General features: G+C 48.3%; 20 protein-coding genes, 2 tRNA genes and 2 pseudogenes. 12 read left to right on the plus strand and 12 right to left on the minus strand.

The window, feature by feature from the left end; all coding sequences use genetic code 11:
- Positions 1–13 precede the first annotated feature (13 nt).
- Positions 14–613, minus strand: coding sequence for a recombination mediator RecR (recR, locus tag BSZ32_RS00595; protein ID WP_105041631.1), 600 nt, complete (start codon positions 611–613; stop codon positions 14–16).
- Positions 614–616: 3 nt separating this feature from the next.
- Positions 617–1,120, minus strand: a complete 504-nt coding sequence (locus BSZ32_RS00600) for a hypothetical protein (protein WP_105041632.1) — start codon at positions 1,118–1,120, stop codon at positions 617–619.
- Between the two features lie 281 nt (positions 1,121–1,401).
- On the opposite strand from BSZ32_RS00600, the pseudogene BSZ32_RS00605 reads away from it, so the two are divergent.
- Positions 1,402–2,814, plus strand: a pseudogene (locus BSZ32_RS00605) (sulfatase-like hydrolase/transferase); the annotation flags it as partial.
- 15 nt (positions 2,815–2,829) lie between these two features.
- Here the strand turns inward: BSZ32_RS00605 and BSZ32_RS00610 are convergent.
- Entirely contained in the window at positions 2,830–3,681 is an 852-nt protein-coding gene (locus tag BSZ32_RS00610) for an MYG1 family protein (RefSeq protein WP_105041633.1), read from the minus strand.
- A gap of 273 nt (positions 3,682–3,954) precedes the next feature.
- Entirely contained in the window at positions 3,955–6,363 is a 2,409-nt protein-coding gene (locus tag BSZ32_RS00615) for a serine/threonine-protein kinase (protein ID WP_105041634.1), read from the minus strand.
- 101 nt (positions 6,364–6,464) lie between these two features.
- Between BSZ32_RS00615 and BSZ32_RS00620 the strand changes: the two genes are divergently transcribed.
- Positions 6,465–7,394 (plus strand): RluA family pseudouridine synthase, encoded by a 930-nt coding sequence (locus BSZ32_RS00620; protein WP_105041635.1) that lies wholly within the window; start codon positions 6,465–6,467, stop codon positions 7,392–7,394.
- A gap of 91 nt (positions 7,395–7,485) precedes the next feature.
- The gene (locus BSZ32_RS00625; RefSeq protein WP_105041636.1) at positions 7,486–9,744 is read left to right on the plus strand and encodes a tetratricopeptide repeat protein; all 2,259 of its coding nucleotides are present in this window, start codon (positions 7,486–7,488) and stop codon (positions 9,742–9,744) included.
- Between the two features lie 8 nt (positions 9,745–9,752).
- Here the strand turns inward: BSZ32_RS00625 and BSZ32_RS00630 are convergent, their stop codons facing one another.
- The 6 genes and pseudogenes from BSZ32_RS00630 to BSZ32_RS00660 all read right to left on the minus strand — a co-directional run bounded on the left by BSZ32_RS00630 (position 9,753) and on the right by BSZ32_RS00660 (position 12,293).
- Complete coding sequence (locus BSZ32_RS00630) at positions 9,753–10,088, minus strand: hypothetical protein (RefSeq protein ID WP_129589516.1); 336 nt, start codon at positions 10,086–10,088, stop codon at positions 9,753–9,755.
- 29 nt (positions 10,089–10,117) lie between these two features.
- The gene (locus BSZ32_RS00635) at positions 10,118–11,101 is read right to left on the minus strand and encodes a malate dehydrogenase (protein WP_105041638.1); all 984 of its coding nucleotides are present in this window, start codon (positions 11,099–11,101) and stop codon (positions 10,118–10,120) included.
- 141 nt (positions 11,102–11,242) lie between these two features.
- Positions 11,243–11,533, minus strand: a pseudogene (locus tag BSZ32_RS00640) (TlpA family protein disulfide reductase); the annotation flags it as partial.
- A 12-nt stretch (positions 11,534–11,545) separates the two neighbouring features.
- Positions 11,546–11,956 (minus strand): hypothetical protein, encoded by a 411-nt coding sequence (locus BSZ32_RS00645; RefSeq protein ID WP_129589517.1) that lies wholly within the window; start codon positions 11,954–11,956, stop codon positions 11,546–11,548.
- 151 nt (positions 11,957–12,107) lie between these two features.
- Positions 12,108–12,184, minus strand: a tRNA-Asp gene (locus BSZ32_RS00655).
- A 32-nt stretch (positions 12,185–12,216) separates the two neighbouring features.
- Positions 12,217–12,293 (minus strand) — tRNA-Asp (locus tag BSZ32_RS00660).
- A 264-nt stretch (positions 12,294–12,557) separates the two neighbouring features.
- On the opposite strand from BSZ32_RS00660, the gene tsaD reads away from it, so the two are divergent.
- The 6 genes from tsaD to BSZ32_RS00685 all read left to right on the plus strand — a co-directional run bounded on the left by tsaD (position 12,558) and on the right by BSZ32_RS00685 (position 17,746).
- Positions 12,558–13,649 carry a tRNA (adenosine(37)-N6)-threonylcarbamoyltransferase complex transferase subunit TsaD gene (gene tsaD, locus BSZ32_RS00665; protein WP_240610526.1) on the plus strand — a complete coding sequence of 364 codons (1,092 nt, stop codon included), beginning with the start codon at positions 12,558–12,560 and terminating at the stop codon, positions 13,647–13,649.
- Between the two features lie 85 nt (positions 13,650–13,734).
- The gene (locus BSZ32_RS00670) at positions 13,735–14,898 is read left to right on the plus strand and encodes an OmpA family protein (protein WP_105041642.1); all 1,164 of its coding nucleotides are present in this window, start codon (positions 13,735–13,737) and stop codon (positions 14,896–14,898) included.
- Between the two features lie 19 nt (positions 14,899–14,917).
- Positions 14,918–15,814 (plus strand): TonB-dependent receptor, encoded by an 897-nt coding sequence (locus BSZ32_RS00675; RefSeq protein WP_105041643.1) that lies wholly within the window; start codon positions 14,918–14,920, stop codon positions 15,812–15,814.
- A 105-nt stretch (positions 15,815–15,919) separates the two neighbouring features.
- Positions 15,920–16,306 carry a rhodanese-like domain-containing protein gene (locus BSZ32_RS19035; RefSeq protein WP_206018672.1) on the plus strand — a complete coding sequence of 129 codons (387 nt, stop codon included), beginning with the start codon at positions 15,920–15,922 and terminating at the stop codon, positions 16,304–16,306.
- Positions 16,307–16,389: 83 nt separating this feature from the next.
- Positions 16,390–16,977 (plus strand): tRNA 2-selenouridine(34) synthase MnmH, encoded by a 588-nt coding sequence (locus tag BSZ32_RS19040; RefSeq protein WP_206018673.1) that lies wholly within the window; start codon positions 16,390–16,392, stop codon positions 16,975–16,977.
- Positions 16,978–16,981: 4 nt separating this feature from the next.
- Positions 16,982–17,746 carry a TatD family hydrolase gene (locus BSZ32_RS00685; RefSeq protein WP_105041644.1) on the plus strand — a complete coding sequence of 255 codons (765 nt, stop codon included), beginning with the start codon at positions 16,982–16,984 and terminating at the stop codon, positions 17,744–17,746.
- A 36-nt stretch (positions 17,747–17,782) separates the two neighbouring features.
- On the opposite strand, the gene BSZ32_RS00690 is transcribed toward BSZ32_RS00685, so the two are convergent.
- The gene (locus BSZ32_RS00690) at positions 17,783–19,312 is read right to left on the minus strand and encodes a PhoH family protein (RefSeq protein ID WP_105041645.1); all 1,530 of its coding nucleotides are present in this window, start codon (positions 19,310–19,312) and stop codon (positions 17,783–17,785) included.
- 763 nt (positions 19,313–20,075) lie between these two features.
- Between BSZ32_RS00690 and tdh the strand changes: the two genes are divergently transcribed.
- A complete protein-coding gene (gene tdh, locus BSZ32_RS00695) occupies positions 20,076–21,101 on the plus strand; it encodes an L-threonine 3-dehydrogenase (protein ID WP_105041646.1) in 1,026 nt (341 codons plus the stop codon).
- 227 nt (positions 21,102–21,328) lie between these two features.
- Here tdh and BSZ32_RS00700 read toward each other — a convergent pair whose 3' ends face one another.
- Positions 21,329–21,793, minus strand: coding sequence for an ExbD/TolR family protein (locus BSZ32_RS00700; RefSeq protein ID WP_105041647.1), 465 nt, complete (start codon positions 21,791–21,793; stop codon positions 21,329–21,331).
- Positions 21,794–21,925: 132 nt separating this feature from the next.
- On the opposite strand from BSZ32_RS00700, the gene BSZ32_RS00705 reads away from it, so the two are divergent.
- Both BSZ32_RS00705 and BSZ32_RS00710 read left to right on the plus strand, forming a co-directional pair.
- The gene (locus BSZ32_RS00705) at positions 21,926–23,392 is read left to right on the plus strand and encodes a hypothetical protein (protein WP_105041648.1); all 1,467 of its coding nucleotides are present in this window, start codon (positions 21,926–21,928) and stop codon (positions 23,390–23,392) included.
- 66 nt (positions 23,393–23,458) lie between these two features.
- Positions 23,459–23,905 carry a GatB/YqeY domain-containing protein gene (locus BSZ32_RS00710; RefSeq protein ID WP_240610527.1) on the plus strand — a complete coding sequence of 149 codons (447 nt, stop codon included), beginning with the start codon at positions 23,459–23,461 and terminating at the stop codon, positions 23,903–23,905.

Raw genomic sequence — 23,905 nt, forward strand, 5'->3', positions numbered from 1 at the left:
TAGAAAAACCTAACTACCTCCGTCCTTGGAGTGCCCTCATCAGAGTGAGTTCGTCAGCATGCTCAAGCCCACCACCGGCAGGCAAGCCTTGCGCGATACGCGTGACAGCACACTTTTTCTCAGCCAACACCTCAGCTAGGTAGTTGGCTGTTGCCTCACCTTCCACATCGGAACTGAGTGCTAAAATCACTTCGACTTCCTCTAACGTCTCCAAGCGCTTGAGCAATTGATTGATGCGTAAATCGTAGGGGGTGACATTATCCAGTGGAGAAAGCTTTCCACCAAGACAGTGGTAATAGCCACTAAATGCTCCACTTCGTTCTAGCGGTAGGACATCCGTCGCTTGCTCCACCACACAGACCAGTTTTTCATCCCGGCTGTGGTCATCACAAATAGTACAGCCATCAGCCGTTGCGAAAAAGCCACAGGCTGGGCAAAGCGTCACTGAGGCTTCAGCTTGGCTAAGAGCTTGAGCGAGTTCGAGCGGATTACGTTTCTTGTGCTGAATCATCCAGACAGCCATCCTTTCAGCACTCCGAGGTCCCACGCCCGGAAGACGCTTCAACTCAGCTATGAGTTCCTGAATTGGCTGTGGGTAGTCTGCTCTGGCCATCGTTTACTTTGCTTTCTTTTTGGTTGGAAAAGGAATTGTTTCCACTTTCATTTCCACTGGCTCCACTTCTGTAGCAACAGCTTCGCACGGCATGGCGTGCTGACTTCCATAGAGAATAGCGCATGCCCATGTCCAGAGTACGGCTATGGCCGAGACTATTGGCAACCAAAGTATCCCCCATAATGCTAAACTCGGCATGAAACCCACCAGCACAAGCCCAGCCATTATACCCACCAGTAGGCGTCGCCACAGTTGGGCTGATGCCAAAGTAAAGTAGGCAACCAACCAACTCGCTAAAAAGGTCACTAGCCAATTCCATTCACGGGAAACAAGCTCGGGGTCCACCAAGAAAAATGGCTCTTTTTCCCAAAAAAAAGCCAAGCTAGCAGTCACCTCGTTGAGGAATCCCATCCACTCCATGCTCACAGCAAGCACACTGCCAGTGAGAGCACAAAGTAAGGCTGGCACACCGACGGTGCCTACTGGTTTAGTTGTTTGAGGTGCCATATCTGAAGAGTGCTAAACTATAGGGCTAGACTCAGCCGCAACTCAAGCGAATACCCTCGACTCATACTAATCTAAAGCTAGATTTACCTGACTAATCTAAAAAGATGAGTTTTTATGCAACTTCACAATCAAATGCACCTATATCAGTAATGAATAAAATCTGCCAATTCACAAGTTCACTCCTAGTAGCGACAAGTATGACTCTTGTGGCTGCTGACCGTCCTAATGTCGTTATAATCTATGGCGATGACGTCGGCTAAGGTGACAATGGGGTTTATGGATCAAAAATGGTTCCAACTCCTAACATTGATAAAATGGTCAGTGAGGGCCTGATGTTCACCGACGGTCATTGCTCTGCTGCGACCTGTACACCCTCCCGTTTCTCTATGCTCACTGGCGTCCATGGCTTCCGCAATGATGTGAGCATTTTACCTCCCAATGCTCCCCTCTACATTCCACAAGATAAAACCACCCTTCCTAAGCTCTTCAAAAAGGTTGGTTACACTACTGCAATCGTTGGTAAGTGGCACTTAGGCATTGGCGAGAGAGGCACGCCGCTAGACTGGAATGGCGAAGTCAAACCTGAGCCACTGGAGATCGGCTTTGATTATTCCTTCTTACTCCCTTCCACAAACGACCGCGTCCCCTGTGTTTATGTGGTCAACCACAAGGTTCTCAATCTAGACCCTAAGGACCCACTCTATGTGACACGTAGTTACGAGAGCCCTGACGAGAAGTCCACTCGATACCCGAATGACAAGACTGATCGTGAAGCGATGACCTACTACCAAAGCTCCCACGGCCACAACCACTCAGTGATCAACGGTATTGGACGTATCGGCTACCAATGGGGTGGTAAATCAGCTCTCTGGGATGACCAGACAATGGCTGACGAATTCGTCAAACAGACTAAAGAATACATCTCCAAGCAAAAAGGCAAAGATGAGCCATTCTTCCTCTACTTCGCCTCACAAGACATCCACGTACCGCGTGCACCTCACCCACGATTCCAAGGAAAGACTGAGCTAGGTCACCGTGGTGATGCCATGGTCCAATGTGACTGGGCAACCGGTGAAATATTGAAAGCAATTAAAGAAAATGGGTTCGAAGAAAACACTCTCGTCATTTTCTCCAGTGACAACGGACCAGTCTACGATGACGGCTATGAAGACGGCACGACTGTCCACACTTCTAGCAAAGAGTCTGACGGTGGCCACGACGCCTCTGGAATCTACAGTGGAGGTAAATACCAAATCTACGAAGGTGGCACACGCGTGCCATTCATCGTAAAATGGCCAGCCAGGATCAAGCCAGGTAAGTCGGGAGCCATGATGAACCAGATTGATTTCATTGCCAGCTTCGCAGACCTATTGGGCGTAAAGCTCGCTGATGGTGAAGCGCGCGACAGCCGCAACATGCTGCCAGCTCTACTCGGTAAGGATAGCAAAGGACTACCATACATGCTCGAAGAAGCTCGCGGTATTGCACTTCGTAAAGGCGACTTTAAATACATCCCTGCTCGCCAGGCCCAAAAAGGCAAGAAAGCTCCACTCGCTCAACTGTATGACCTCGGTACTGATCCAGGCGAACAAAAGAACATCGCAGCAGGCAATGCTGACAAAGTTGAAGAACTTGATGCTCTGCTCGTCAAGCTCCGCCAATCCGAAGTTGGCGTGAGAAACGAAGCTCAATAAGAAAGTCAAACTCAACTATCCGACCCAAGCCGAGGAAAGTAACTCGCGCAGACGATCAGGAGCGATGGCTGAACTCTTAGCCATGAAGCCTGATTTATGCGCAAAGTGCACATCATCACAGTCTCCAATTCTCGTGAAGTTGAGGCGCAAATCATCGTTATAGCGGGACAATCCATAACCAGAGCCACGTCGATCTGGATACACCATCGCCACACAGTCCAACTCGTTGCTCTCAATGTATCGGCCAAGTCCAGCGGACGGCTCACCTATCATAGGCTCTACTCTCGGAATAAATACCACCTTAAACTTCTCATCGATCTCCCATATTTCAGACTGCCTCTCAATTTCCTTCATGCGCTCACGCATTCCTTTGAGAAAGCTAACCATGTCTTCACCTATCATGCGCATGACCTCGTAAACTGGCTGCCCCGCCTCGTGTCTCTCCTGTTTTGCAAAACGCCTCAAGAGAGTAATATCGACTGGCGAATTAAGCTTAGCCATCGCTGAGCGCTCAATACCCAACCACTTAGATGTTTTCACAGCACCACGTGTATCCAGCCACTCTGAAGTCTCTAACCAATCGCAATACTGGCGGGCATCTTCGTAGAGACCTAAATGGCGAAGCACCAGGCTCAAAGCACAAGTGGGTGCATAATCAGCTGGGAACTGATGGTGGTCGAAATTCATTTTCGTAGGCTCATGCTCCCCCCCCACATCAACTACAGCGATGGAGGCATCTCCCACTTCCGCCTCGCTTGGCTCTTTACGAAGCACTGGTACTCCGTGGCTATAAATCATAAGGCTGCAGGCCAAAAAGTCATCTTTGTGTGCACCACCTGGATGGGTGATGATGTGCTTAATACTCATGTGCGCAGCATCATCTGGATCACTACAATGTCAACTGCGCTCACTTCAAAATGCGTAAATCACTGACAAAGTTGCCTAGCTGTGAACTACCCATTTCTTGGCTTCGCCGGAATCGGTTCGATCTAAATGCTCTTAACGCATTCATCGACTCAGTCAATCGTATCCTAGATGCGCACCCGCAATGGAGGATAAGGCATTCAATTAAGCCTATCCTTACCCGCGAAAGCAGGACTGGCTATGTACCCATCAATCCATTGACGGCACGGAAAAAAACTAATTCACAGCCTCCATACATGCCTTCCAGCGCTTAGAAAAGGTAGGGCTCGCGTCAGCCAAACTTTCGGCTCCACTACGAGCTTTGGCTTCAAGCCCGGTCAACCAAGTGTAGGCGATAAGCTGCTCGCGTCGCTGATTTTTCTCGTCTTCGCTCAGCTGAACAATCGAAATTTTCTTATGTAAATCGATCATTGTGTAAGGAGATAAATCACGCCAAGCCAACAACTTTTCTCTATCCTCTACTCCAACTAACAACCCTTCAGGTTTAGCTCCCAACAATTTTTCATACTCAACCATTCCATCTAGTCGTTTCACGACAAAATCAGCTGATTTACCCTCAAGAGCAACAGAGGTCGATTTATAAAGAGCCACTGCATTTTCAGTTAAATAAAGAATACTGCTTCTCCAGGCTTTATCATCCTCACTGATCGCTTTGACTTTTTTAAGCTCCTTAACCACACGCTCAAAGTCGTGTTGCTTTAGTGCTCTGAGAGCGTTGCTTTTGGCCATTGCCCAATACTTCACAGCATTCTCTCGCTGCTCTTTGGATTCTAATATAGCTCTTTGCTGCTTCGCCTCGATATGCTTAATCTTAGCATTGATCTGACGCTGCCATTGAAGAGTATTGAAGGGTGCTCGTCCTTTGGTCTTGAGGTTATTGCGTGCGCTAAGAACATCCACTAGATCCTCTTTGGCCTGCTCCACCGTCTTCGGATCAAATCCCTCTTTAAGCGGACTCAGCAACTTCAGATCAGCTAAATAGGCATCGGACATTTGCTTATAGTATTCTAATCCAGCTTGATCAGAATCCGTCTTCGCTTGCTTCAGAGTCAAAAATAAAATCTCCGCATTTTGCCACCTCCCTTGATCCCATTCTTTCAAAGCTGAGGCAAATAGGATCATGATATCTAAATCGTCATTCAGTTGACTTACTTGCTCTAACGGGATTGATTTCAGCCCAAGGAGTCGCACCATGGCTTTCTGTAATTTCTTATCAACCGTAGAAAGCTCCTCCCTTCCCGACTGTGCTTGAAGCTTTAAAATCTCGCGCAGTGCATCTCGGGCGTTCTGTGATTCACCTCCGAGCCAGGCTGAAATAGCCGAGCGCATTCCTGTCCAGTACATCGTTTCACTCTCAACCGCTTTATTTTTTGCCAGCTTGAGGTAGCGCTCGTGAGCCGACATGTATTTCCCTTGAGTCAGAAATGTCTGTGCAATACGCAACTCAGCAGCGATCAGCACATGCATCGCTTCCTCGTCTATTCCTGGATCTTCGGCGGGTTCGCCACCAACGACCACTGGCGTTTTCACCTTCTCCGGAGTCGTATCAGTGGTCATCAGCGTTACGACACCGATGATGAGTGCCGTTACCACAACTGCTACGGCGATGAGTACACTTGAACTTTTAAGTTGTCTTTGACCGCGTCGCGATTTTGTTGGTTCAGACAACTCCTCAGGTTCATTGCCTGTACGAAAATACATTTCGACCTGTCGTAATGCAGCAAGAAATTCTTCATAACTCTGGAAGCGATCATCGGCATCAAAAGCCATTGCTTTATCGATAACCTCAGACAAAAAGGGACTCACATCAGATGTCACCTTGCCAAGGCGTGGCACATCAGTCTTGATCTTTAGAAGCTCAGTAGTCGATCTGGTCTCAGTAGTGAATGGGGCCATTCCTGACAATGCGTGATACAAGCTAGCTCCGAGAGCGTAGATATCACTCCGTAAATCTTCTTCACGTAATTGTAAGGTTTCTGGTGGCACATAATAAGGAGTTGCCCAAATTTCATCAGCGATGGCTTTGCCTCCAGAAGTCATCAAAGCGAGACCGAAATCAACAATTTTAGCATGACCATTGCTATCGATCAGCACATTTCCAGGCTTCATATCACGGTGAATTAGCCCTTCTGTATGGGCTGCTTTGAGCCCCTCAACAATTTCAATGGCAAGACGAGTGATCATGTCTTCACACAACTTCCCTTGTTTCTGCATCAATTGCTCTAGGCTATCCCCATCCACCAACTCCATCGCGATATAGTACCGGTTGAATGCTTGGCCAACAGTATAGACGCGCACCACATTGGGGTGACTGATCAATGCTGTGATCTTTGCTTCCTTTTCAAATTCTTCAATACGCTTAGTGTCGCGGGAGTAATCCTCATTCAGCAACTTGATAGCCACTTTACGCCCGAGAGTTTGGTCTCTGGCAGCAAACACTAGGCTCATTCCACCTACTCCCTGGCGACTTATAATACTATAAGCACCTATCTGACACTTCACATGAGAGTGCTCACCACAGCTAGGACACTGCACATTTGTGTACGGAGGAAGGGCCGATACATCCATCACTTCGCCACAAGAACTGCAATCTTCTACTTCAACCTCTAACGGGAAATCCTCCATTTCGTGGGATATTAGGAAGAAAATTCTCAAATGGCACTGAAAAACTTTAGAAATCGAAAGTTTTTTCTGGTGTCCCTCTGATTCTGACAAATCATCACTGGATGAAGATTCAAGTGGACGACAATACTGGAAAGCGGCTCGATGTATTTTTGTGCACTCAGTTGCCAGATCTCTCACGAGCGCGTATCCAGTCGTTGCTGAAATCGGGAGACATCCTCGTCAATGGAGAAAAAGCCAAGCCTAAGTACTCCATCCAAGTCGGCGACTCCCTCACGGTAAACATACCCGAACCAAAATCAGACACCGCCGAGCCCGAAGAAATCCCAATTGATGTCATTTACGAGGACGACGATCTCATCGTCATCAACAAAGCCTCAGGCCTAGTGGTGCACCCAGCAGCAGGAAATGCCACGGGGACCCTCGTCAATGCTTTGCTCCACCATTGTAAAGGCAAACTGGCTGGCATCGCAGGTGTCGAACGTCCGGGAATCGTTCATCGCCTAGACAAAGACACCTCTGGTTGCATAGTCGTTGCCAAAACCGACAACGCTCACGTCGATATTGTTCAACAATTCAAAGACCGCACGACCAAGAAGCAATATTTAGCTGTGGTAGAAGGAAAACCAAACAAAGACCATGACAGCATTTTTACCCAGATTGGCCGCCACCCAGTCAATCGCTTAAAAATGGCAGTCGTCAATCCTGGCTCTGGCAAGCCAGCGATCACCGATTACTGCGATCTCGGCACCGACGCCACCACCAATAGCTCGTTGATCCATTGTGACCTCCATACTGGGCGAACCCACCAGATTCGGGTGCATATGCTGCACCTTGGTTGTCCAATCCTTGGCGACCCGATCTACGCAAAACCAAACCGCCAAAAGGCGCAGCCCGGCAGGCTCATGCTTCATGCTCGCCGGCTCAGCTTCACCCATCCACGTAGCGGCAAGCGCCTGACCTTTCACGCTCCTCTGCCTGAAGCATTTTCACCGTGGACGGATCGCTTCTTCCATGGTGTCGATGAGGACTAAGTCCACTACGGCACTGGGTTTCCCATAACATAGCACGAAAACTTTTCACTTCCCCTTGAAAGCAACTTCCCCTACAAGCCTCTGCAACAATATGAGAAGAAACCTACGCACCTACATCTCAATCATTCTTATCGCCTTACCCTCCACCCTTCTAGCTCAAGAGGTCAAGGAACCTGTGCGCCCTGGAACTATTCTCCTCTCAGCCTACCAGACTGTCTCTGAGGCTGAAAAGCTAGAGGAAGAGAAAGCATTCAAGAATGCCTGGAATAAGTACCACCAGGCACTGCGCTATTACGAGTCCCTCGCAGCAGCTCACCCAGCTTGGAAACCTCACATAGTCCATGGACGCATTGACAAAACAAAGGCCGCTATCAAACGCGTAGAGCCAGCCGCTCAAAAGGTGTTCATGGCCGAGCAAGCTCAGCTGCAGCATTTAGTGATAGGTAAAGGCGCGCAAAAAAGCATCCCCAGCCCTGCGGTCGTGAAAAGTAACCAAGGAGACCTCCGCCAGCTTACCCAACTCAATGACCGAGTGAATAGTCAGCAAAAGGAACTCGAATCTCTTAAAATAAAGCACACATCAGAGAAACTCAAATACACTCAACGCATTAGCAAACTTCAGACTGAATTGCGAAAAAACCAACAAGGGCTCGGTAAAGAAAGCACTCAGACCCGTATGCTCAATGGTGAGATTGCACGGCTCCAGCAGGAGCTCCGCAAGAGTCAGCACTTAGGGAAAAATGACCAACAAAAGCTACTCTCTAGCATCGAGGAACTGCAGCGCACTCGCACAGCTCTCGCCACGGCCCCACTACGTGCTGATGTCGACAAGCTCGAACAACAAAACGATACGAAAGAGAAAGAGCTCATCTTGCTCACCAATGCTCATCTTAAGGCCAAGAAACTTCTAGAGATCAAGACGCTTGAAAACCAAAAACTTCTCAGAGAAACCAAACTCAATAAAAGTCTATTAGCTAAGAAGACCAAAGACCTAGATGCATCACAGACAAACACAGCGGTCGTCGTCGTTACCATGCGCAAGGAAATTAACCTCCTGAAAAGCCAACTTGCCGAAGCTGACGTCATCATGAACTCCCAAAAAGGTGAGATCTCCGACCTCATCAATCGACTTTCCGACTCTGAGTCACTTAGCTATGAGCTGCGACAAGACCTCGTCAATATGACGGCCGAGCGCGATCAACTCAGCCAGATGCTCAAACTCAGCGATGCCAACCGAGCCAAGGAATTGATGAAAGAAAACCTGCGTCTCGGCCATGAACTACGCGATGCTAAGCAAAGCCTCGCCCAACTCAATGCCGATAAGAACATCGCACTAGACCTAGTAAAAATAGCGGAAAAAGATGTCGCTATTGCTAAGAATCAACTTATTCTTAAACGCAAAGAAAACGCCGAATTTCGCACGAGAACCACCAACCTAGCATCCGCCCTCAAAGCCACTCAAGAGCAACTCGCACTTAAAGCCAGCCAACCACTCGCTGACGAAGCTGCACGTGAAGAGGCTGAACTTCTCAAGAAAACAGTCAACCGTCTCATCACCCAGTCCTCGCGCCGCCGTCAGGCCGAGCTCCTCCTTTGGGATGAATACCAGCGTTCGGCGGTACCAAACCCTGATTTCGAAACAGAATACCTCGCAGCAGGTGGTGATGAACTGCAACTCACCCAGCGTGAACGCGAAATGCTCCTCGAGCACAAATCCGAGGGCACCCTCCACAGCCCACTTGGCAGAGCTAGCAGACAGAGCCGAGATCGCGCTCAAAAAATTGCCAATGACAAAATCAATATCTATCACACGATTGCTAGACGACTCGTTGAAAAAAATAACCTCGGCTTCGCCAAAGACATTTATGATGAAGCATACGATGCCATCCCAGACTATAGCTTCCTTATCAATCGCGGAGTGATCCGCATGCGTCTCGGTGAAATAGAAGATGCCGAAATAATCTTCGAACTAGGCACATCACAGCGCCCTAGAAGCCCCTACACCCATTTCATGCTGGGCATGTCCCGCTTCCAACAGAACAATGATGACCTAGCCGCCAAGTCGATCGACCGAGCCATTGACCTCAAACCTGACTACATAGAAGCTTTCCTCTACAGAGGAATCATTGAGGCTAGAAAAGCCCGCTACACCAAGGCTCTCGACTTCTTACAGAGTGCCGTAGAACTCGACCCAGAATACGAAGCTGGCTACTACAACATCGCTCTAGTGCACAACCTAAAAGGCGATAAAAAGAAAGCCAGAGAAGCCTACAACAATGCTCTCCGCGCTGGCCTAGCTCCCGATCTCGAGTTCGAACGCAAGATCGGAATAATGAAGGCGTCATCTTAGACAGCTATTCAGTCAGCGTAAAATCGAATCCACACCTCTGGATCATCGCCCAGAGTTTGTCCTGAAGTTGTCTGCAAATGAGTAATCACATCACGCATCACCTCGCTACGCACTAATTCGACAGCAGCGCCCAACGGACTCCCTGTCGATTGCTTGGTGCCCGATGGATAGTGATTTTTTATTTTCGCCGATTCCTCAGCAGTTGAGCCGAGAGCACTCTCGCGAATCAAGTAAAACGTCTTGATTTGATCTTGTGCAAACTTGGCCTGAAGCCCCCGATACTCGGATTTAACCGAAAACGCACCACAGAAAACCAAACTCACTGCCAACATGACAGTGAGCACAATGGTTTTCTTATTAGCTCGTCTCGCCACTAGAGCAAATGCTTCACGGCCTCTTTCTCGCCATTAAGCTCGGCGATTGAGGCATCTATTTTCTCGCGTGAGAATGCGTTTACCTCCACCCCTTCGACAACCGACCACGTTTTACCATCTTCGGTACGAATCGGCATAGAAGCGATCAAGCCAGCATCAATTCCATAGGCACCAGGCGAACAGACCGCCACGCTGAACCAATCACCAGCAGCAGTCGGAGAACACAAGCTACGAACAGTATCGACGATGCCATTTGCAGCCGATGCCGCAGACGATGCCCCTCTTGCTTTGATAATCGCTGAGCCACGTTGCTGCACTGCTGGAATAAATGTTTGCTGCAACCACGCCTCGTCATTGATCACTTCAGTAGCGGGCTTGCCACCAATTTTAGCATTATAGAAATCTGGATACTGGGTGGAGGAATGATTCCCCCAAATACAGAGATTCGTTACCTCTGAGCTATGCACTCCCGCTTTGACTGCAAGCTGGCTTTTCGCGCGGTTCTCATCGAGTCTAGTCATTGCAAAAAATCGATCACTCGGCACCCCACTCGCGTGCTGCATAGCAATCAGGCAATTCGTATTACATGGGTTACCTACGACAACGACTCGAACATCAGCCGCTGCGGAACGTCCAATCGCTTCCCCTTGACCAGTGAAAATCTTTCCATTGATGCCCAAAAGGTCATTGCGCTCCATTCCAGCACCACGAGGAACTGAACCGACGAGTAACGCCCAGTTTGTCCCATTGAAACCTTCATCGAGGTCGCTCGATGTGGTAACACTCTGTAACAGAGGGAAGGCGCAATCATCGAGCTCCATCACTACCCCTTGCAGGGCATTCATGGCGGGCTCGATCTCGATCAAGCGCAGGGCGACTGGTTGGTCTGGCCCAAACATGGCTCCAGATGCAATTCTAAAAAGTAAGGCGTAGCCAATTTGGCCCGCAGCTCCGGTGACGGAAACAGTGATAGGATTCTTCATAAATTCGCGGCTAACATAGGAACCCAATTTTCAGCCGTCAACCTCTTAAGTCCGCCCCGCGAAATGAGTATAAAAAAAGTGAACAAAAAGGCCCACATCATTGATGTGAACCTGAAATCTTAACTAAGGTCTATCTGACTGCTATTGAGCGACTTCCTTAGCTTTAGCAAAAGATGCTTGAGAGCCCTTCGCTAATACTTTTCCGTCTTTGTCGACAAAACAGTAAAATGGAACATACCGCTCCGTTTTAAACTTTGCTAAATCAGCCTTGGCTATGCTTTGCTTCATGACATGTAACCATGGAAAGTTTTCTTTTTTGGCCCACGCAAGAGCAGATTCCTCATTACTATCAAGGCTAACGTGAATGAATTCGACATTTTCATTACCTGCTATTTCTTTGTTGAATTTGGCCACTAACTGTGGCGCAGCTTTACGACAAGGTGGTCACCAACTCGCAGAATAATAGAGTAAGTAATATTCCGGAACTTTCTCAATCTGAGCCTTCTTGAAGCGCTTACCGTCAAGCCGCACAAGAGTTTTCTCATTCAGCTTAGACCCCACTGTTTGAGCTGCCAATTGTTCCTCCACCGTAGGAGCATTTGCAGCAGCCTCTTTAGCGGCAACCTCTTCAACTTTTACATTCACCCAGTCGCGATCCGATGGTGAAAGCACATCCATCGAAAACTTGAGTTTCTTATACTTTCGTAGAACCGTGACTTCTTTGGTCTCTTGGTCGAAGGATTTATACTCACCCTCAAATGTCTTTAAGCCGTCAACACTCGTCCAAGTCCTTGCTTGAGCTGGAAGCCCTAACAATGATAAAGCCAGTACTATTTTATAACTTTTTGAAAACATTATTGCCTAAGTTGCAACGTCTATTACCATTTGTCAATGCTCAAGCTGCCCCCAAGATGACCGCTGAGCCTGTTGCCAACTTAAGAAAGCTGGTCAAGCTCTCCAAACGAAAAAGCGCCCCCATTAGGATGCGCTTTTTTTAATCAACGAGTGGCGGAGCGGACGGGAATCGAACCCGCAACCTCCGCCGTGACAGGGCGGTGCTCTAACCAATTGAGCTACCGCTCCACTTAGTCGATGTGTTTTGCATTGAAAGAAGATGGCGGAGCGGACGGGAATCGAACCCGCAACCTCCGCCGTGACAGGGCGGTGCTCTAACCAATTGAGCTACCGCTCCATCGTCTTTCGTTGCTTTGCCTTGCGGCGGCTGGAACCTACCTATTTCCATGCCCTGTGCAAGTCCTTTTTAACTAAAAAACTCAGATTTGTTTTCACCCATAAACATCGCAGCTCTTAGCTATCTTAAAATCAACACACTAGATGAATTTCACCTTTCTTAACTTTCAACTCAACACCCGCAATCCCTACGAAACAACCAACTCGAGAGGATCCATTTAAATTCCTATTTTCTTAATTTTGCTAGAATCGTAGAGAAATCCACTTGCAAGTAATACGCTTTCAGCAATTACTCGCAGCTGTGCCCGATACGACAGTCATCTTACTAGCCATCGAATCCAGCTGTGACGAAACAGCGGTTGCGATTTTACGAGGAAATTTAAATAAAGCCGAAGTGCTCAGCTCTGAGATTTCCTCGCAGATCGACATCCACCGCGAGTACGGAGGAGTGGTTCCTGAGTTGGCTTCACGTAATCACTCGCTAGCGCTGCGCCCACTGATCGACGCCGCATTAAACAAAGCTGGAGTTACTTTCGAACAAGTTGATGGGTTTGCTGCCACCGCAGGCCCCGGTCTAGCATCATCTCTGCTGATTGGTCACACCGCTGCTAAGGCAATGGCAGTCGCGGCTAGCAAGCCCTTCATTTCGGTTAACCATATGGAGGGCCACTTGCTCTCACCATTCATAGCGGGAGACAAAGGAATCCTCCCCAACATCTCGTTAGTTGTCTCTGGTGGGCACACCATGATCCTGCACACCAAACAATTTGGCGAGTACGAGCTATTAGGTAAGAGCGTGGATGATGCGGCTGGCGAAGCCTACGATAAGGTCGCCAAGATGCTAGGTCTCCCCTATCCCGGAGGCCCAGAAATCGAGCGAGTCGCACGTGACGGCAGCCCTGTTGCATACAGCTTCCCCCGTTCAATGCTCAAGCGAGCCAACCTCGATTTTTCCTTCTCAGGTCTCAAAACTGCAGTGCTCTATACTATCTCAGAGCTCAACCCAGAAACCGGACTAGCCACCGCTGAGCAACTTCCAGACATCTGCGCCTCCTTCCAAGCTGCCGTCATCGAAGTCTTGGTTAAGAAAACTATTCGTGCGGCCCAGTCAGTCCAAGCGGATCGCATCACCATGTCTGGCGGAGTTTCCTGCAATGGCGCCCTCCGCGACGCAATGGCTGACGCCTGTAAGCGGCACAACATGGAGCTCGAAGTCTGCAGCAAGCACCTAAGCACTGACAATGCAGCCATGATCGCCTTCGTTGGACTGCAAAAATTCCTCAGAAATGAATACTCAGACATGTGTTGCGATATCGACCCAAACCTCCCACTCAACACTCTGAAATTGCGTAAATAACCTTGGCCCCAAACCTGTGCTTGCCGCCCCACTCATAATTCACTAAAGACTAGCCCACACCTACAACACCCGACCCAATCTTCAAATGTCCGAAAAAAATTCCACACCCACAGCTGCCCCAGCGAGCAGCCAAAATACTCTCATCATGATCGTCATAGCGATGTTAGCTATCATTGCCCTCATGATGTTCTTCAGCATGCAGCAGAAAGGTAATGTTCCTGCAGTGAGTGGAGTAAATACCGAAAAGCTCATCGGGCTCCGTCAGAGTGTCGCCACCAAAGAGCAAGAGCTCAAGTCACTCGGTATCGCTCTCCCGGCTGATACCAGTTCAATTGATGAGCTCAGCACACGCATCAGCCGCGATGCTATGGATTTGCGCACCAACATTGAGGAATTCCAAACTGCCCTCAGTGCCAAAGAAGCCTCACTCACCAAGGCTCAGCTCGATCTCAAGGCGGCGGGTTCAATGAACCAGTCACTCAGCGATGAAGCGAGTAAACTCCGTTCACAGCTGGCGCAACTCCAAGGCCAACAAGTAAATGTTGCCTACCTCAAACAAGAAGCTGAAGCCCTCAAAGCTAAGCTAGCCGAGCGCGACAAACAAATCAAAGAGCTAGCTGGACGCCCTACACCGGAAACGGTTGCCCAATTTCGCGCATCACTCAATGAGACCATGCTCACCAACGAAAAGCTCAATAAGAAGATTGCTGACCTCGAAGTCCAGTTAGTTGGCGCGATGAACTCAAGCGAGGTCGAAAGAATGAGAATCGAACTGCAACAACTCCGTGCGGCAAACGACTACGACAGCCTCTATGCTAAATCTGTAGACGAGCTTCACCCTGCAGCATCACGACTCTATAAAGAACTAGAGAAGCTAGAAGACTTCAACCCTAAACAGCTGGTTGAAGCTTACGGACTTATCAATACCGAACTCAACGATCACATGGTTCGCTCAATTCGCTTCAAGACCAATTCGTCAGAAGTAGCTGACAAAGACCGCTCGGAAATTATAGACACCCTTGCTGCTGCTCGCCCAGATTCATTCTTCCTTATCGTCGGCTACGCCTCCGAGACCGGCAACAAAGTGGATAATAAAATCCTCTCAGCTAAACGCGCAGTCGCAATAGCATCTATCGTTAAACACGTCAAAGACGGTAACACGCGCGCAGTGTTCCTAGGCCAAACCGATCGCTTCTCAAAGCAGCCACTCGATAATCAAATCTGTGAGATCTGGGAAATAAGAAAATAAATCACTCATTCGACACCTCATGAAAAACCTACTACTCAGCAGCACACTAGCAGCAGCTCTCACATGTTCTTCCTATGCAATGGAAGTAGCCCCTATCCAGACTGGATATATCTACGATTTCGGTGCGAATGTTGATGGCGGCGGTGACGTCTCTAACCAGTTCTTCCACATCTCAGGTGGCGTCCCAATTTATAATAACAATGACGACCTATTCGTCGCTCTCACAGCCTCCTACCAACTCCATTCCTACGATTTCGACGGTGGGTCTGCAGGCAGTTTTGTTGGACTCAATCCTTGGGATAACATCCACACTAGTAATTTAGGAGCGCTCATTAGCTGGAAATTTGCCGACAACTGGAAACTCTTTGCTCTCCCCAGCGTCAGAACCTCTGGTGAAAGCGGCGCTAGTTTTAGTGACACCCTCACAGGTGGAGCCCTACTTGGTGCCTCCTATAAATTCAGTGACACCCTGACTATTGGGCCAGGTGTGGGTTATGTCGGGCAACTCGAAGATAGTGCCAGCGTCTTTCCTATCCTTGTTGTTGATTGGGAATTTTGCCAGAATCTGAGTCTCACCACCGGCCCTATTGTTGGAGCATCACTCGGCCCAGGTTTAGCCGTCAAATGGCAAATCAAACATGACTTACGTTTCACCTTTGGAGCTCGCTCCGAACGCCTCCGCTTCCGTCTTGATGACTCCATTACAAACGGCAAACAGGCCATTGGTGAAGATAACAGCATCCCAGTATTTGGCATACTCACATGGCAAGCCAATGATAACCTGCAGACCTCTTTTATCGCAGGTGTTGGTTTTGCTAATGATCTTTTACTCGATGACTCTAACGGTCACCGTATAGCCAGAGAAGACTACGACCCATCTCCATTCATCGGTGTGAACCTCGGGTATTCATTCTAGCACAATATCTAACTCGACCTTTGACAGTTATCAATATTAAGCGCTCGTCACTCCCTGGAGTCCGAGCGCTTTTTCGCCTCATAAAGTAAACAATCCTACACTCTTTTGCATTTTCTCGACTCCATCACCCTGCCTAGTGATCTAAGCATCCATTCTGAGGTCATCGACGTCCGATCCCCCTCTGAATTCGCGATCGACCATATCCCAGGAGCAATCAACATCCCTGTCCTCAACGACGAGGAAAGAGTAAAAGTCGGCACACTCTACAATGATTCGCCATTCGAAGCACGTAAGCTTGGCGCGGGATTGATCTCAGCCAATGCCTCAGCTGCTCTCGCTGGTCACTTTGCTGACAAAGAGATCGACTACAATCCACTGCTCTATTGTTGGCGTGGAGGAATGCGCTCGCGCTCGCTCACCCACATCCTGAGTTCCATCGGCTTCAAAGCCATTTACTCAAAGGCGGCTACCGCTCATTTAGAAAATTTGTAGTAGACGACCTCAACCGCATTCTCACAGAAACTACACTGGAACTGACTGTCCTCTCTGGCCTAACTGGCGTGGGAAAAACACGCATGCTCCACGCTCTCGAAAAACGTGGTGAGCAAATCCTCGACCTCGAGGGCTTAGCTAATCACAAGGGATCGCTTTTAGGCAGCCCACAAGTAGGTAAGCAACCAAGTCAAAAGCAATTTGAAACACGACTTTGGAACGCCTTACAGTCGCACGACCCTCAGAAAAAGGTCTGGACCGAAGCTGAAAGCAACCGAATCGGTAATGTGCATTGCCCACCGGTCTTGTGGAAGAAATTGAGCCAAAGTAAACTCATTGAACTCAAGCTCTCAATCGCTGAGCGCTGCGTTCTGCTGCGTGAGGACTATCCACATTTTTGTGAAAATCCAGCCACTCTTACCGAACTCCTCAATGTGCTCGTACGCTTGCGTGGCCAGGACCAAGTCAGCCAGTGGCAAGAGCAAATTGCAAATTCCGATTGGGAAGCATTCCTTCAGTCTATCTTGGTCGACCACTACGACCTAAGCTATCGCAAACCGAGCGATCAGAAATCCATTTACTCAGCCCCCTTGGCCGAGCTAACTGTCGAGTCCGCTTCACTCTACTCCTACGACAAATCTGCCGAAGACCTCGTCAATCTGAATATCTAACCCCATGCCTCCCCTCCGCCTGCAAGACGCGCATCTTCACCTTCAGTCGTCACTATTGATGGCTGATAGTGATGCCATTGTTAAGCAAGCGCAGGATGTCGGAATCAGCCAGATGGTTGTCAATGGCACCAGTCCACTTGACTGGGACGAAGTGAGCGAACTTGCACATCGCTACCCAGAAATAATCATCCCATCGTTCGGCCTTCATCCCTGGAAAACTCCAGAAATCAAAGATGGATGGAAAGATCTTCTGATCGAAAAACTCGACTCCCACCCGAATGCCTGCATCGGCGAATGCGGCCTCGACCGCTGGATGACTGGCCTAGACAAGCAAGCCCAAGAAGGGGCATTCGTCTTCCAACTCAAACTGGCTAGCGACAGGAACCTCCCAATCTCCATCCATATTCTTAAAGCCTGGGGTTGGCTGTTAGACATCCTACAGGAAACTCCCACACCGACTCGCGGCTTCCTCCTCCATAGCTTTGGCGGCTCCACAGAAATCGCGAAACAGCTGGCAAAACATGGAGCGTACTTTTCTTTTTCTGGCTACTTCCTGCAGCAACGCAAAATTGGCGTTCAAGACACATTTCGCTCCCTACCACGCGAGCGCATTTTGATAGAAACCGACGCTCCAGATATGACTCCCCCTCCCCAATGGATTAGCCATAGCCTTGTGAACCAGGCGAATCATCCAGCAAACCTCAGCTCAATCCTTACTGGTTTCGCTGAAGTGATGGATGAAAAAAAGAAACGCTGGCTGAGCAGTTAGAGCTCAATTTCCAGCGCTTCTTTAAAGACTAAACTGCTACATCAACTGAGCACCAGCTTCAGCGAGTGGGCTGCGTTCACCACGTGACAGCGATACATGTGCCGTGAAAGGCTGCCCCTTTAGACGATTACGTGTGTAAACTAAACCGTTGCTCCGGCTATCAACGTAGGGGTTATCTATCTGCGCAGGATCTCCCACCATTACCAATTTTGACCCGCGCGACATCCGTGTCACTATCGTTTTAGCTTCTAAAGGAGTGAGCTGCTGAGCTTCGTCTAAAACAAAAAATCTGTTAGGTATAGATCGCCCACGAATGTAACAGAGCGCTTCGATCTCTATTAGACCTTGCTCAATAAGTGCTTCCCAAGGTTTGGCGTTAGTGACGGATTTACTCGCTGAATCCTTCTTTACTTGCTTGCGTCGAGGAGCTTGGCTGGTGTGAGCAGGCGGTGACATGAGTAGCTCCAAGGCATCGTAAATAGGCTGCAACCAAGGACGCATCTTGTCATCTAGATCACCAGGTAAAAAGCCAATCGTATCCCCCATAGCCACCACTGGTCTACTAACGGTAATTCCATTATACTCACGATTGAACATCTCGCTTAACCCGGCCGCCACTGCAACCAGTGTCTTACCTGTACCAGCTTGCCCATAACAGGTGACTAGAGAAATATCAGGGTTGAGTAATGCGTCGATCAAACATTTTTGCCCCAAATTCAAAGGCTTCAAATGATGTCCATCTGGGATTTTAAGAACATTGGGAACTTGTAACCTAACAAAAGTCCCTTCGGAATCCAGGCGTGCAGGCATCGTCTGTTTCTCTCCAGCTTCGAGCAATACGTATTGGTTGAGAACCACTTCAGGTCTTCTCTCGTGCTCGATTTCTAAATGCCCAGCACTGGCGAACTTTTGAAGCTCACTGGCTTCGACTTCCACAGTGCGCATGTCATAGTTAGACACCTCACTGGGATCCACTTTATCGTTGAGATAATCTTGGCAGTTGATGTGCACGGCACGCGCCTTTAGCTGCATATTAAGATCTTTAGTAACTAAAACCACTGGTGAGCTATTGTGCTCAGCTAACAACAAAGTGGCCGCTAGTATACGGTGATCGATACGCTCCCTGTCCGGAAACACTCTCAGGAATTGAGCTAGAATCTCAGAGTTTTCCATGCAGAAGGTAGGATCATAAATAACCAACCTCACAGTCCCTCCCCCTTCAGTTTCAACTCCTTCGGTGACTTGCTCTGATGTGCCAAATATCTCAGTCAACTTACGGTGAACTTGCCGCGCATTCGCCCCACGCTCCGATTGTTCATTCTTAAATTTGTCTAACTCAGAGAGAACATCCGCTGGAATGCACACATGGTTGTTGGCGAACCGATTTAAACAACCCGGATCATGCAGCAGCACATTCGTATCTAACACAAAGTTTTTTGCCTTCTGATTTGGAGCTTTGATGCCGAACTCCTGTAATCGTTTACTGGTTCCTTTTTGCGATTTAGGATCCGTGCTGACCTTCGTTGCCTTATCGGTAACTTCTGAAGATTTGATAGATGAACTCATGGGTTATTTGGGTATTCATTTGGGTTAGGTTGTAGGCGCTTAAGCTTGATCGAGATGCCCCACCTACAGGAGTCTCGAATAATCACATCGGTATGCAATTCATGGAAAAACTTATCAAGATACCTAAACTATCGCACTACTAGGGCGTTGATGTAAACATGATTCCATTGCCGCACCCTCAAAATCACCCACTAAATTTCAATAAAACATTGATAAGATGGAACTTAGGTCAATAGCCAAGCCCAATATTTTTTCTTATCTGGAAACAGAGCATCAATACTTGGACTTCAAATAGCTCCCCTAATCCAGCCAGAGTTCATAGCAATGTAATCAATAGAAACCAATCCTATTCTTCTCTATGTGAAACTGACCGAAATCAGTCTCGAGAGAATCCAGCTACGTCACCTCTATACTTCAGTAATTTGAAGAAAAAACATTTCCTTCTCAGCTAGTGGAGATTCGTAATTTAGTTCGTCTTCTTTTTTACGATTCTACTTAACTTGCAGTCTAGAACCTTCTCTATTTCTGATACGCAATCATCAGTAATTCGGCGATTGCGTAGGTCATATATTAGAAATTTGGCTCCTACTCAGGGGGTAAGGCGCGTCCATATCCAAGACCAGATTATTTTGAACAGGAAAAATAGCGCTCCAATTTATACTCAATCATCACTTCTCAGAAGAAATTTAGCCAACTGCTAAACTTCCTCTTTTTTAGCTCAGAACGGCATGATAAAATAAAACGATTACTGACAAAGTCTAACATGAAAGCACTCGTGAAATCCAAAGCGGAAGAAGGTCTCTGGCTCGAAGACGTGCCAAAACCAACAGCTGGCCCTGGTGAGGTTCTCATCAAAATTAAGAAAACATCGATTTGTGGCACTGATCTCCATATCTGGAAATGGGATAAATGGGCTCAGCGCACCATCCCCGTTCCAATGACCATCGGTCACGAATTTTGTGGTGAGATCGCAGAAGTCGGGGCTGGTGTGCATGATTTCACCGTCGGTGAACGTGTTTCAGGTGAAGGCCATATCGTGTGCGGACATTGCCGCAACTGTCTCGCTGGCCGACGCCACCTCTGCCCTAACACCAAAGGAGTTGGCGTCAACCGCACTGGCGCCTTTGCCGAGTACTTGTCCATTCCAGCTGTCAATGCCTACAAAGTCCACACGTCCATCCCTGATGACATCGCATCCACATTTGATCCACTTGGAAATGCGATCCACACCGCTCTATCCTTCGACCTCGTTGCCGAAGACGTACTCATCACAGGAGCCGGACCCATTGGTTGCATGGCTGCCGCTGTCGCCAAATTTGCTGGTGCTCGCAACATCGTTGTCACCGACGTCAATCCCTACCGCCTGGACCTAGCCAAAAAGCTCGGAGCCTCTCGCGTTGTTGATGTCTCTAAAGAAAGCCTCGACGACATCAAAGCCGAGCTAGGCATGACTGAAGGCTTCGACATTGGATTCGAAATGTCCGGTCACCCCAGCGGCCTCAATGACATGCTTGAGCACAGTTCCAACGGAGCGAAGATTTCACTGCTCGGTATATTTCCAGAAAAAGTGACCATCGATTGGGACAGGATCATCTTCAAAGGGCTTATTCTTAAAGGCATTTACGGCAGAGAGATGTTCGAAACTTGGTATAAAATGAGCTCAATGGTGCGTGCTGGACTCGACATCAGCCCAGTGATCACCCATCGCTTCCATTACACCGATTTCGCCAAAGGCTTTGAAACAATGCTCTCTGGTCAGTCTGGAAAAATAGTTCTCGATTGGGATTAGCTCCATGGTCACTAAACTAGGAAATTTTCATACAGAATTAACAAAACTCCGCAGGATTTCTCAAAAGGTTAAGCTAAGAAAAAGGCCAAAACCCTGAATCCTCTCTTAAATATCCCAAGAGCTTTGTTTTTCATTGGTTAATTCTGGATAAATTCTGTTCATTCTGTCGAGCGCCGCAGGCAACAACCTAGATAACCTCCCGAGTGTAGCAACCCTAAGATTAGCTCCTATTGTGCCTCCCCACGATCGATAAAGCTTACTTTAGCGACATCCGTTTCCGACAGGCAATTCATCACATCAATAAACCGTTGGTGTGAAGCATCGCCTTCCACGTCTATTTGCACCAGCAACTCATTGGGAGCTGCCGCCATTTGCATCAGATTGATTCTATCCTTAAGTAGAGGCAAACTACGACTATCTCCATCAGTGTCTAGGGGCTCAGCCGAGCCCGACTCTTGGGCCATGCTCACCGCTCCTGTCGTCTCTAGGTTTAGCCGCATCACTAAATCCTCCATAGCGGCACTTTCTCCCGGCGTAGGCAATTGTAAGTCTAGATCACTTTCTCGCGGCATTATGGTCGCCGTCACCAAAAAATAGATCAGCAGGAGGAAACAGACATCGATCAATGAGGAAATGTCGACTGGCACTTCTTCCTCTTCGACGTGTAATTGGTAGGCTCTAGTGGCTTTCATACTCAGTAAAACGCGCCATCCACAGGATTTCTTAGATCTTTCGAGCTACTTATTACGCCTCATACTGTTAGCGAATGTAGCACTTTCACCTTTACCCACAGGTTAGCGCTCCTACATTAGCTTCCCTAATCAATGAAATCCACACTATCAGCACTGCTACTATCACTGATGCCATGCTTGGTGTCTGCTGACTGGCGCACAGATATTGGGTGGGATGAACTTCAAGAATGGGCTAGCCTCAATAGTATGACACTGCCTGATACGTCTGGTCTTGCTGTTGGCATGTCTGAAGCCGGAACCACAGCCTATGCACCAGACTTTAATGACATCCAACTCTCTGACGAATCGATCATCGACGTCACAGGAGAATCTATAATTCCATCCAGCCACGCCACGGGTGTAGCTAGCCAATTCTTTGGAAATTCCAGCAGTATGACTCCATCTGTCGCCTCAGTGAACATTTACTCTGCAGATGACTTTATTGACAAAATTAAAAACGATAATTCAGGTCTCTGGACTGAGCGGGTCATGAGCCACGCATGGATAGGCTCAGTTGGGAGCTCACAAGGCACGGAAATTTTGTCAGCTAGACTTGATGCCACCACTATAAATTCTGACACTCTCCACATTGTAGGGGTAAATAATGGGTCAGCAAAAACACTCCCTGAACTATTGAACCAATCTTATAACGGAATTTCAGTCGGCATTTCAAGTGGTAACCATAGCAGAGGTCCTGTGCCCGATGGCTATGAAGGAGCTGGTCGCCAAAAACCTGAAGTAGTTAACTCCCTCGGAAGCAGTAGCTCTGCAACAGGAGCTACCGCATCTGTCGCAACTCTCTTGCGAGCTCAAGCTTCTAGTGCTACTTCAGTTGCAATCAAAAGCGTCATATTGGCTGGAGCTGATAAATTAAAATTTGAAGATTGGGATAACTCCTCAACTAGACCCATTGATGACATTTATGGAGCTGGTGAAGTAAACATTCTTAATAGCTTTCGAATACTCAGTGGAGGAGAGCAAAGTGCTGGCTCAATTGGCAGTTACGGCTGGGATTATTTTTCTCCTGGCGGCAGAAATAGATTTCCCCAAGCTTACACATTAACAATCCCGGATAATTCTACGTCCTCATCACTCTGTGCCAACCTTAGCTGGAATCGAGCTAGCTCAGGTGGGAGTTACTCTACCTTAGCTAATCTCTCACTCACGCTCACTGATAGCTCTGACGTAGTGGTATTTAGCTCAGATAGCAGCGTAGATAACATCGAGCACATTTGGCAAACTAACCTCTCGCCAGGCACCTACACTATCACAGTCGCTAGAAACGGGAGTGTCAATGCCGACTACGCCCTAGCATGGAGAGTGGATACAGAAACAAATAGTTCCCCTTCTAGCTTCAACCATGGAGCAACTTCAAACGACCTAGTTTTTGCCAATCTCGCTCCACTGCATAAATACATTCTTCAGCGTAGTTCCAAGCTTTCTGCTTGGGTAGACATCAGCACAACAGAATCGCTAGCTGACGGATCTCTGAGCGTCAGTGATCCTAACTCTGAACTCGGCGAAAAGGTCTTTTACCGCCTTAGCTACTACACGCCGTAAATCCGACTGTCTCCAAACTCAGCCCTTGTGCAGAGTCGTATCGCCAGCCACATTGCACCCATGAGCATGAACAACACACTGACCGTCGATATGAAGACCGCAATGAAGGCTAAGGACAAGCTCGCCCTCACTACCATTCGCGCGCTCAAATCAGCGATCAAGAACGCTGCGATCGAGCTCGGTGGCGCAGATACTATACTCGATGACACAGCCATCATCGGCATCATTCGCAAGCAAGTGAAGCAACGCCTCGACTCCATCGAGCAGTTCACCGCAGCAGGTCGTACTGAGCTAGCCGAAAACGAGCAAGCTGAGATTTTAGTCCTTGAAAAGTATCTACCAACCGCAATGACTGAAGACGAAATCAATGCCGCAGTGGCTGCGGTCGTTTCCGAAACTGGTGCGGCATCTCGCGCTGACATGGGCAAGGTCATGGGCCTCCTCCAGAAAAAGACTGAAGGACGCGCAGATGGCAAGATCCTCTCACAAGCTGTCATGAAAGCTCTTTCCTAA

Origin of the sequence: Rubritalea profundi, from assembly GCF_002954445.1 — a bacterium.
In the GTDB taxonomy this organism is placed as follows: Bacteria; Verrucomicrobiota; Verrucomicrobiia; order Verrucomicrobiales; family Akkermansiaceae; genus Rubritalea; species Rubritalea profundi.

Bases quoted from the DNA above. Each gene is read 5' to 3' on its own strand.
- BSZ32_RS00690 (WP_105041645.1), bottom strand. From the start codon at position 19,312: ATGAGTTCATCTATCAAATCTTCAGAAGTTACCGATAAGGCAACGAAG.
- tdh (WP_105041646.1), top strand. From the start codon at position 20,076: ATGAAAGCACTCGTGAAATCCAAAGCGGAAGAAGGTCTCTGGCTCGAA.
- BSZ32_RS00635 (WP_105041638.1), bottom strand. From the start codon at position 11,101: ATGAAGAATCCTATCACTGTTTCCGTCACCGGAGCTGCGGGCCAAATT.
- BSZ32_RS19040 (WP_206018673.1), top strand. From the start codon at position 16,390: ATGCTCCACGCTCTCGAAAAACGTGGTGAGCAAATCCTCGACCTCGAG.
- BSZ32_RS00675 (WP_105041643.1), top strand. From the start codon at position 14,918: ATGAAAAACCTACTACTCAGCAGCACACTAGCAGCAGCTCTCACATGT.
- BSZ32_RS00705 (WP_105041648.1), top strand. From the start codon at position 21,926: ATGAAATCCACACTATCAGCACTGCTACTATCACTGATGCCATGCTTG.
- BSZ32_RS00700 (WP_105041647.1), bottom strand. From the start codon at position 21,793: ATGAAAGCCACTAGAGCCTACCAATTACACGTCGAAGAGGAAGAAGTG.
- recR (WP_105041631.1), bottom strand. From the start codon at position 613: ATGGCCAGAGCAGACTACCCACAGCCAATTCAGGAACTCATAGCTGAG.
- BSZ32_RS00670 (WP_105041642.1), top strand. From the start codon at position 13,735: ATGTCCGAAAAAAATTCCACACCCACAGCTGCCCCAGCGAGCAGCCAA.
- BSZ32_RS00610 (WP_105041633.1), bottom strand. From the start codon at position 3,681: ATGAGTATTAAGCACATCATCACCCATCCAGGTGGTGCACACAAAGAT.
- BSZ32_RS00620 (WP_105041635.1), top strand. From the start codon at position 6,465: ATGAAGATTCAAGTGGACGACAATACTGGAAAGCGGCTCGATGTATTT.
- BSZ32_RS00615 (WP_105041634.1), bottom strand. From the start codon at position 6,363: ATGGAGGATTTCCCGTTAGAGGTTGAAGTAGAAGATTGCAGTTCTTGT.
- BSZ32_RS00710 (WP_240610527.1), top strand. From the start codon at position 23,459: ATGAACAACACACTGACCGTCGATATGAAGACCGCAATGAAGGCTAAG.
- BSZ32_RS00625 (WP_105041636.1), top strand. From the start codon at position 7,486: ATGAGAAGAAACCTACGCACCTACATCTCAATCATTCTTATCGCCTTA.
- BSZ32_RS00645 (WP_129589517.1), bottom strand. From the start codon at position 11,956: ATGTTTTCAAAAAGTTATAAAATAGTACTGGCTTTATCATTGTTAGGG.
- BSZ32_RS00600 (WP_105041632.1), bottom strand. From the start codon at position 1,120: ATGGCACCTCAAACAACTAAACCAGTAGGCACCGTCGGTGTGCCAGCC.
- BSZ32_RS00685 (WP_105041644.1), top strand. From the start codon at position 16,982: ATGCCTCCCCTCCGCCTGCAAGACGCGCATCTTCACCTTCAGTCGTCA.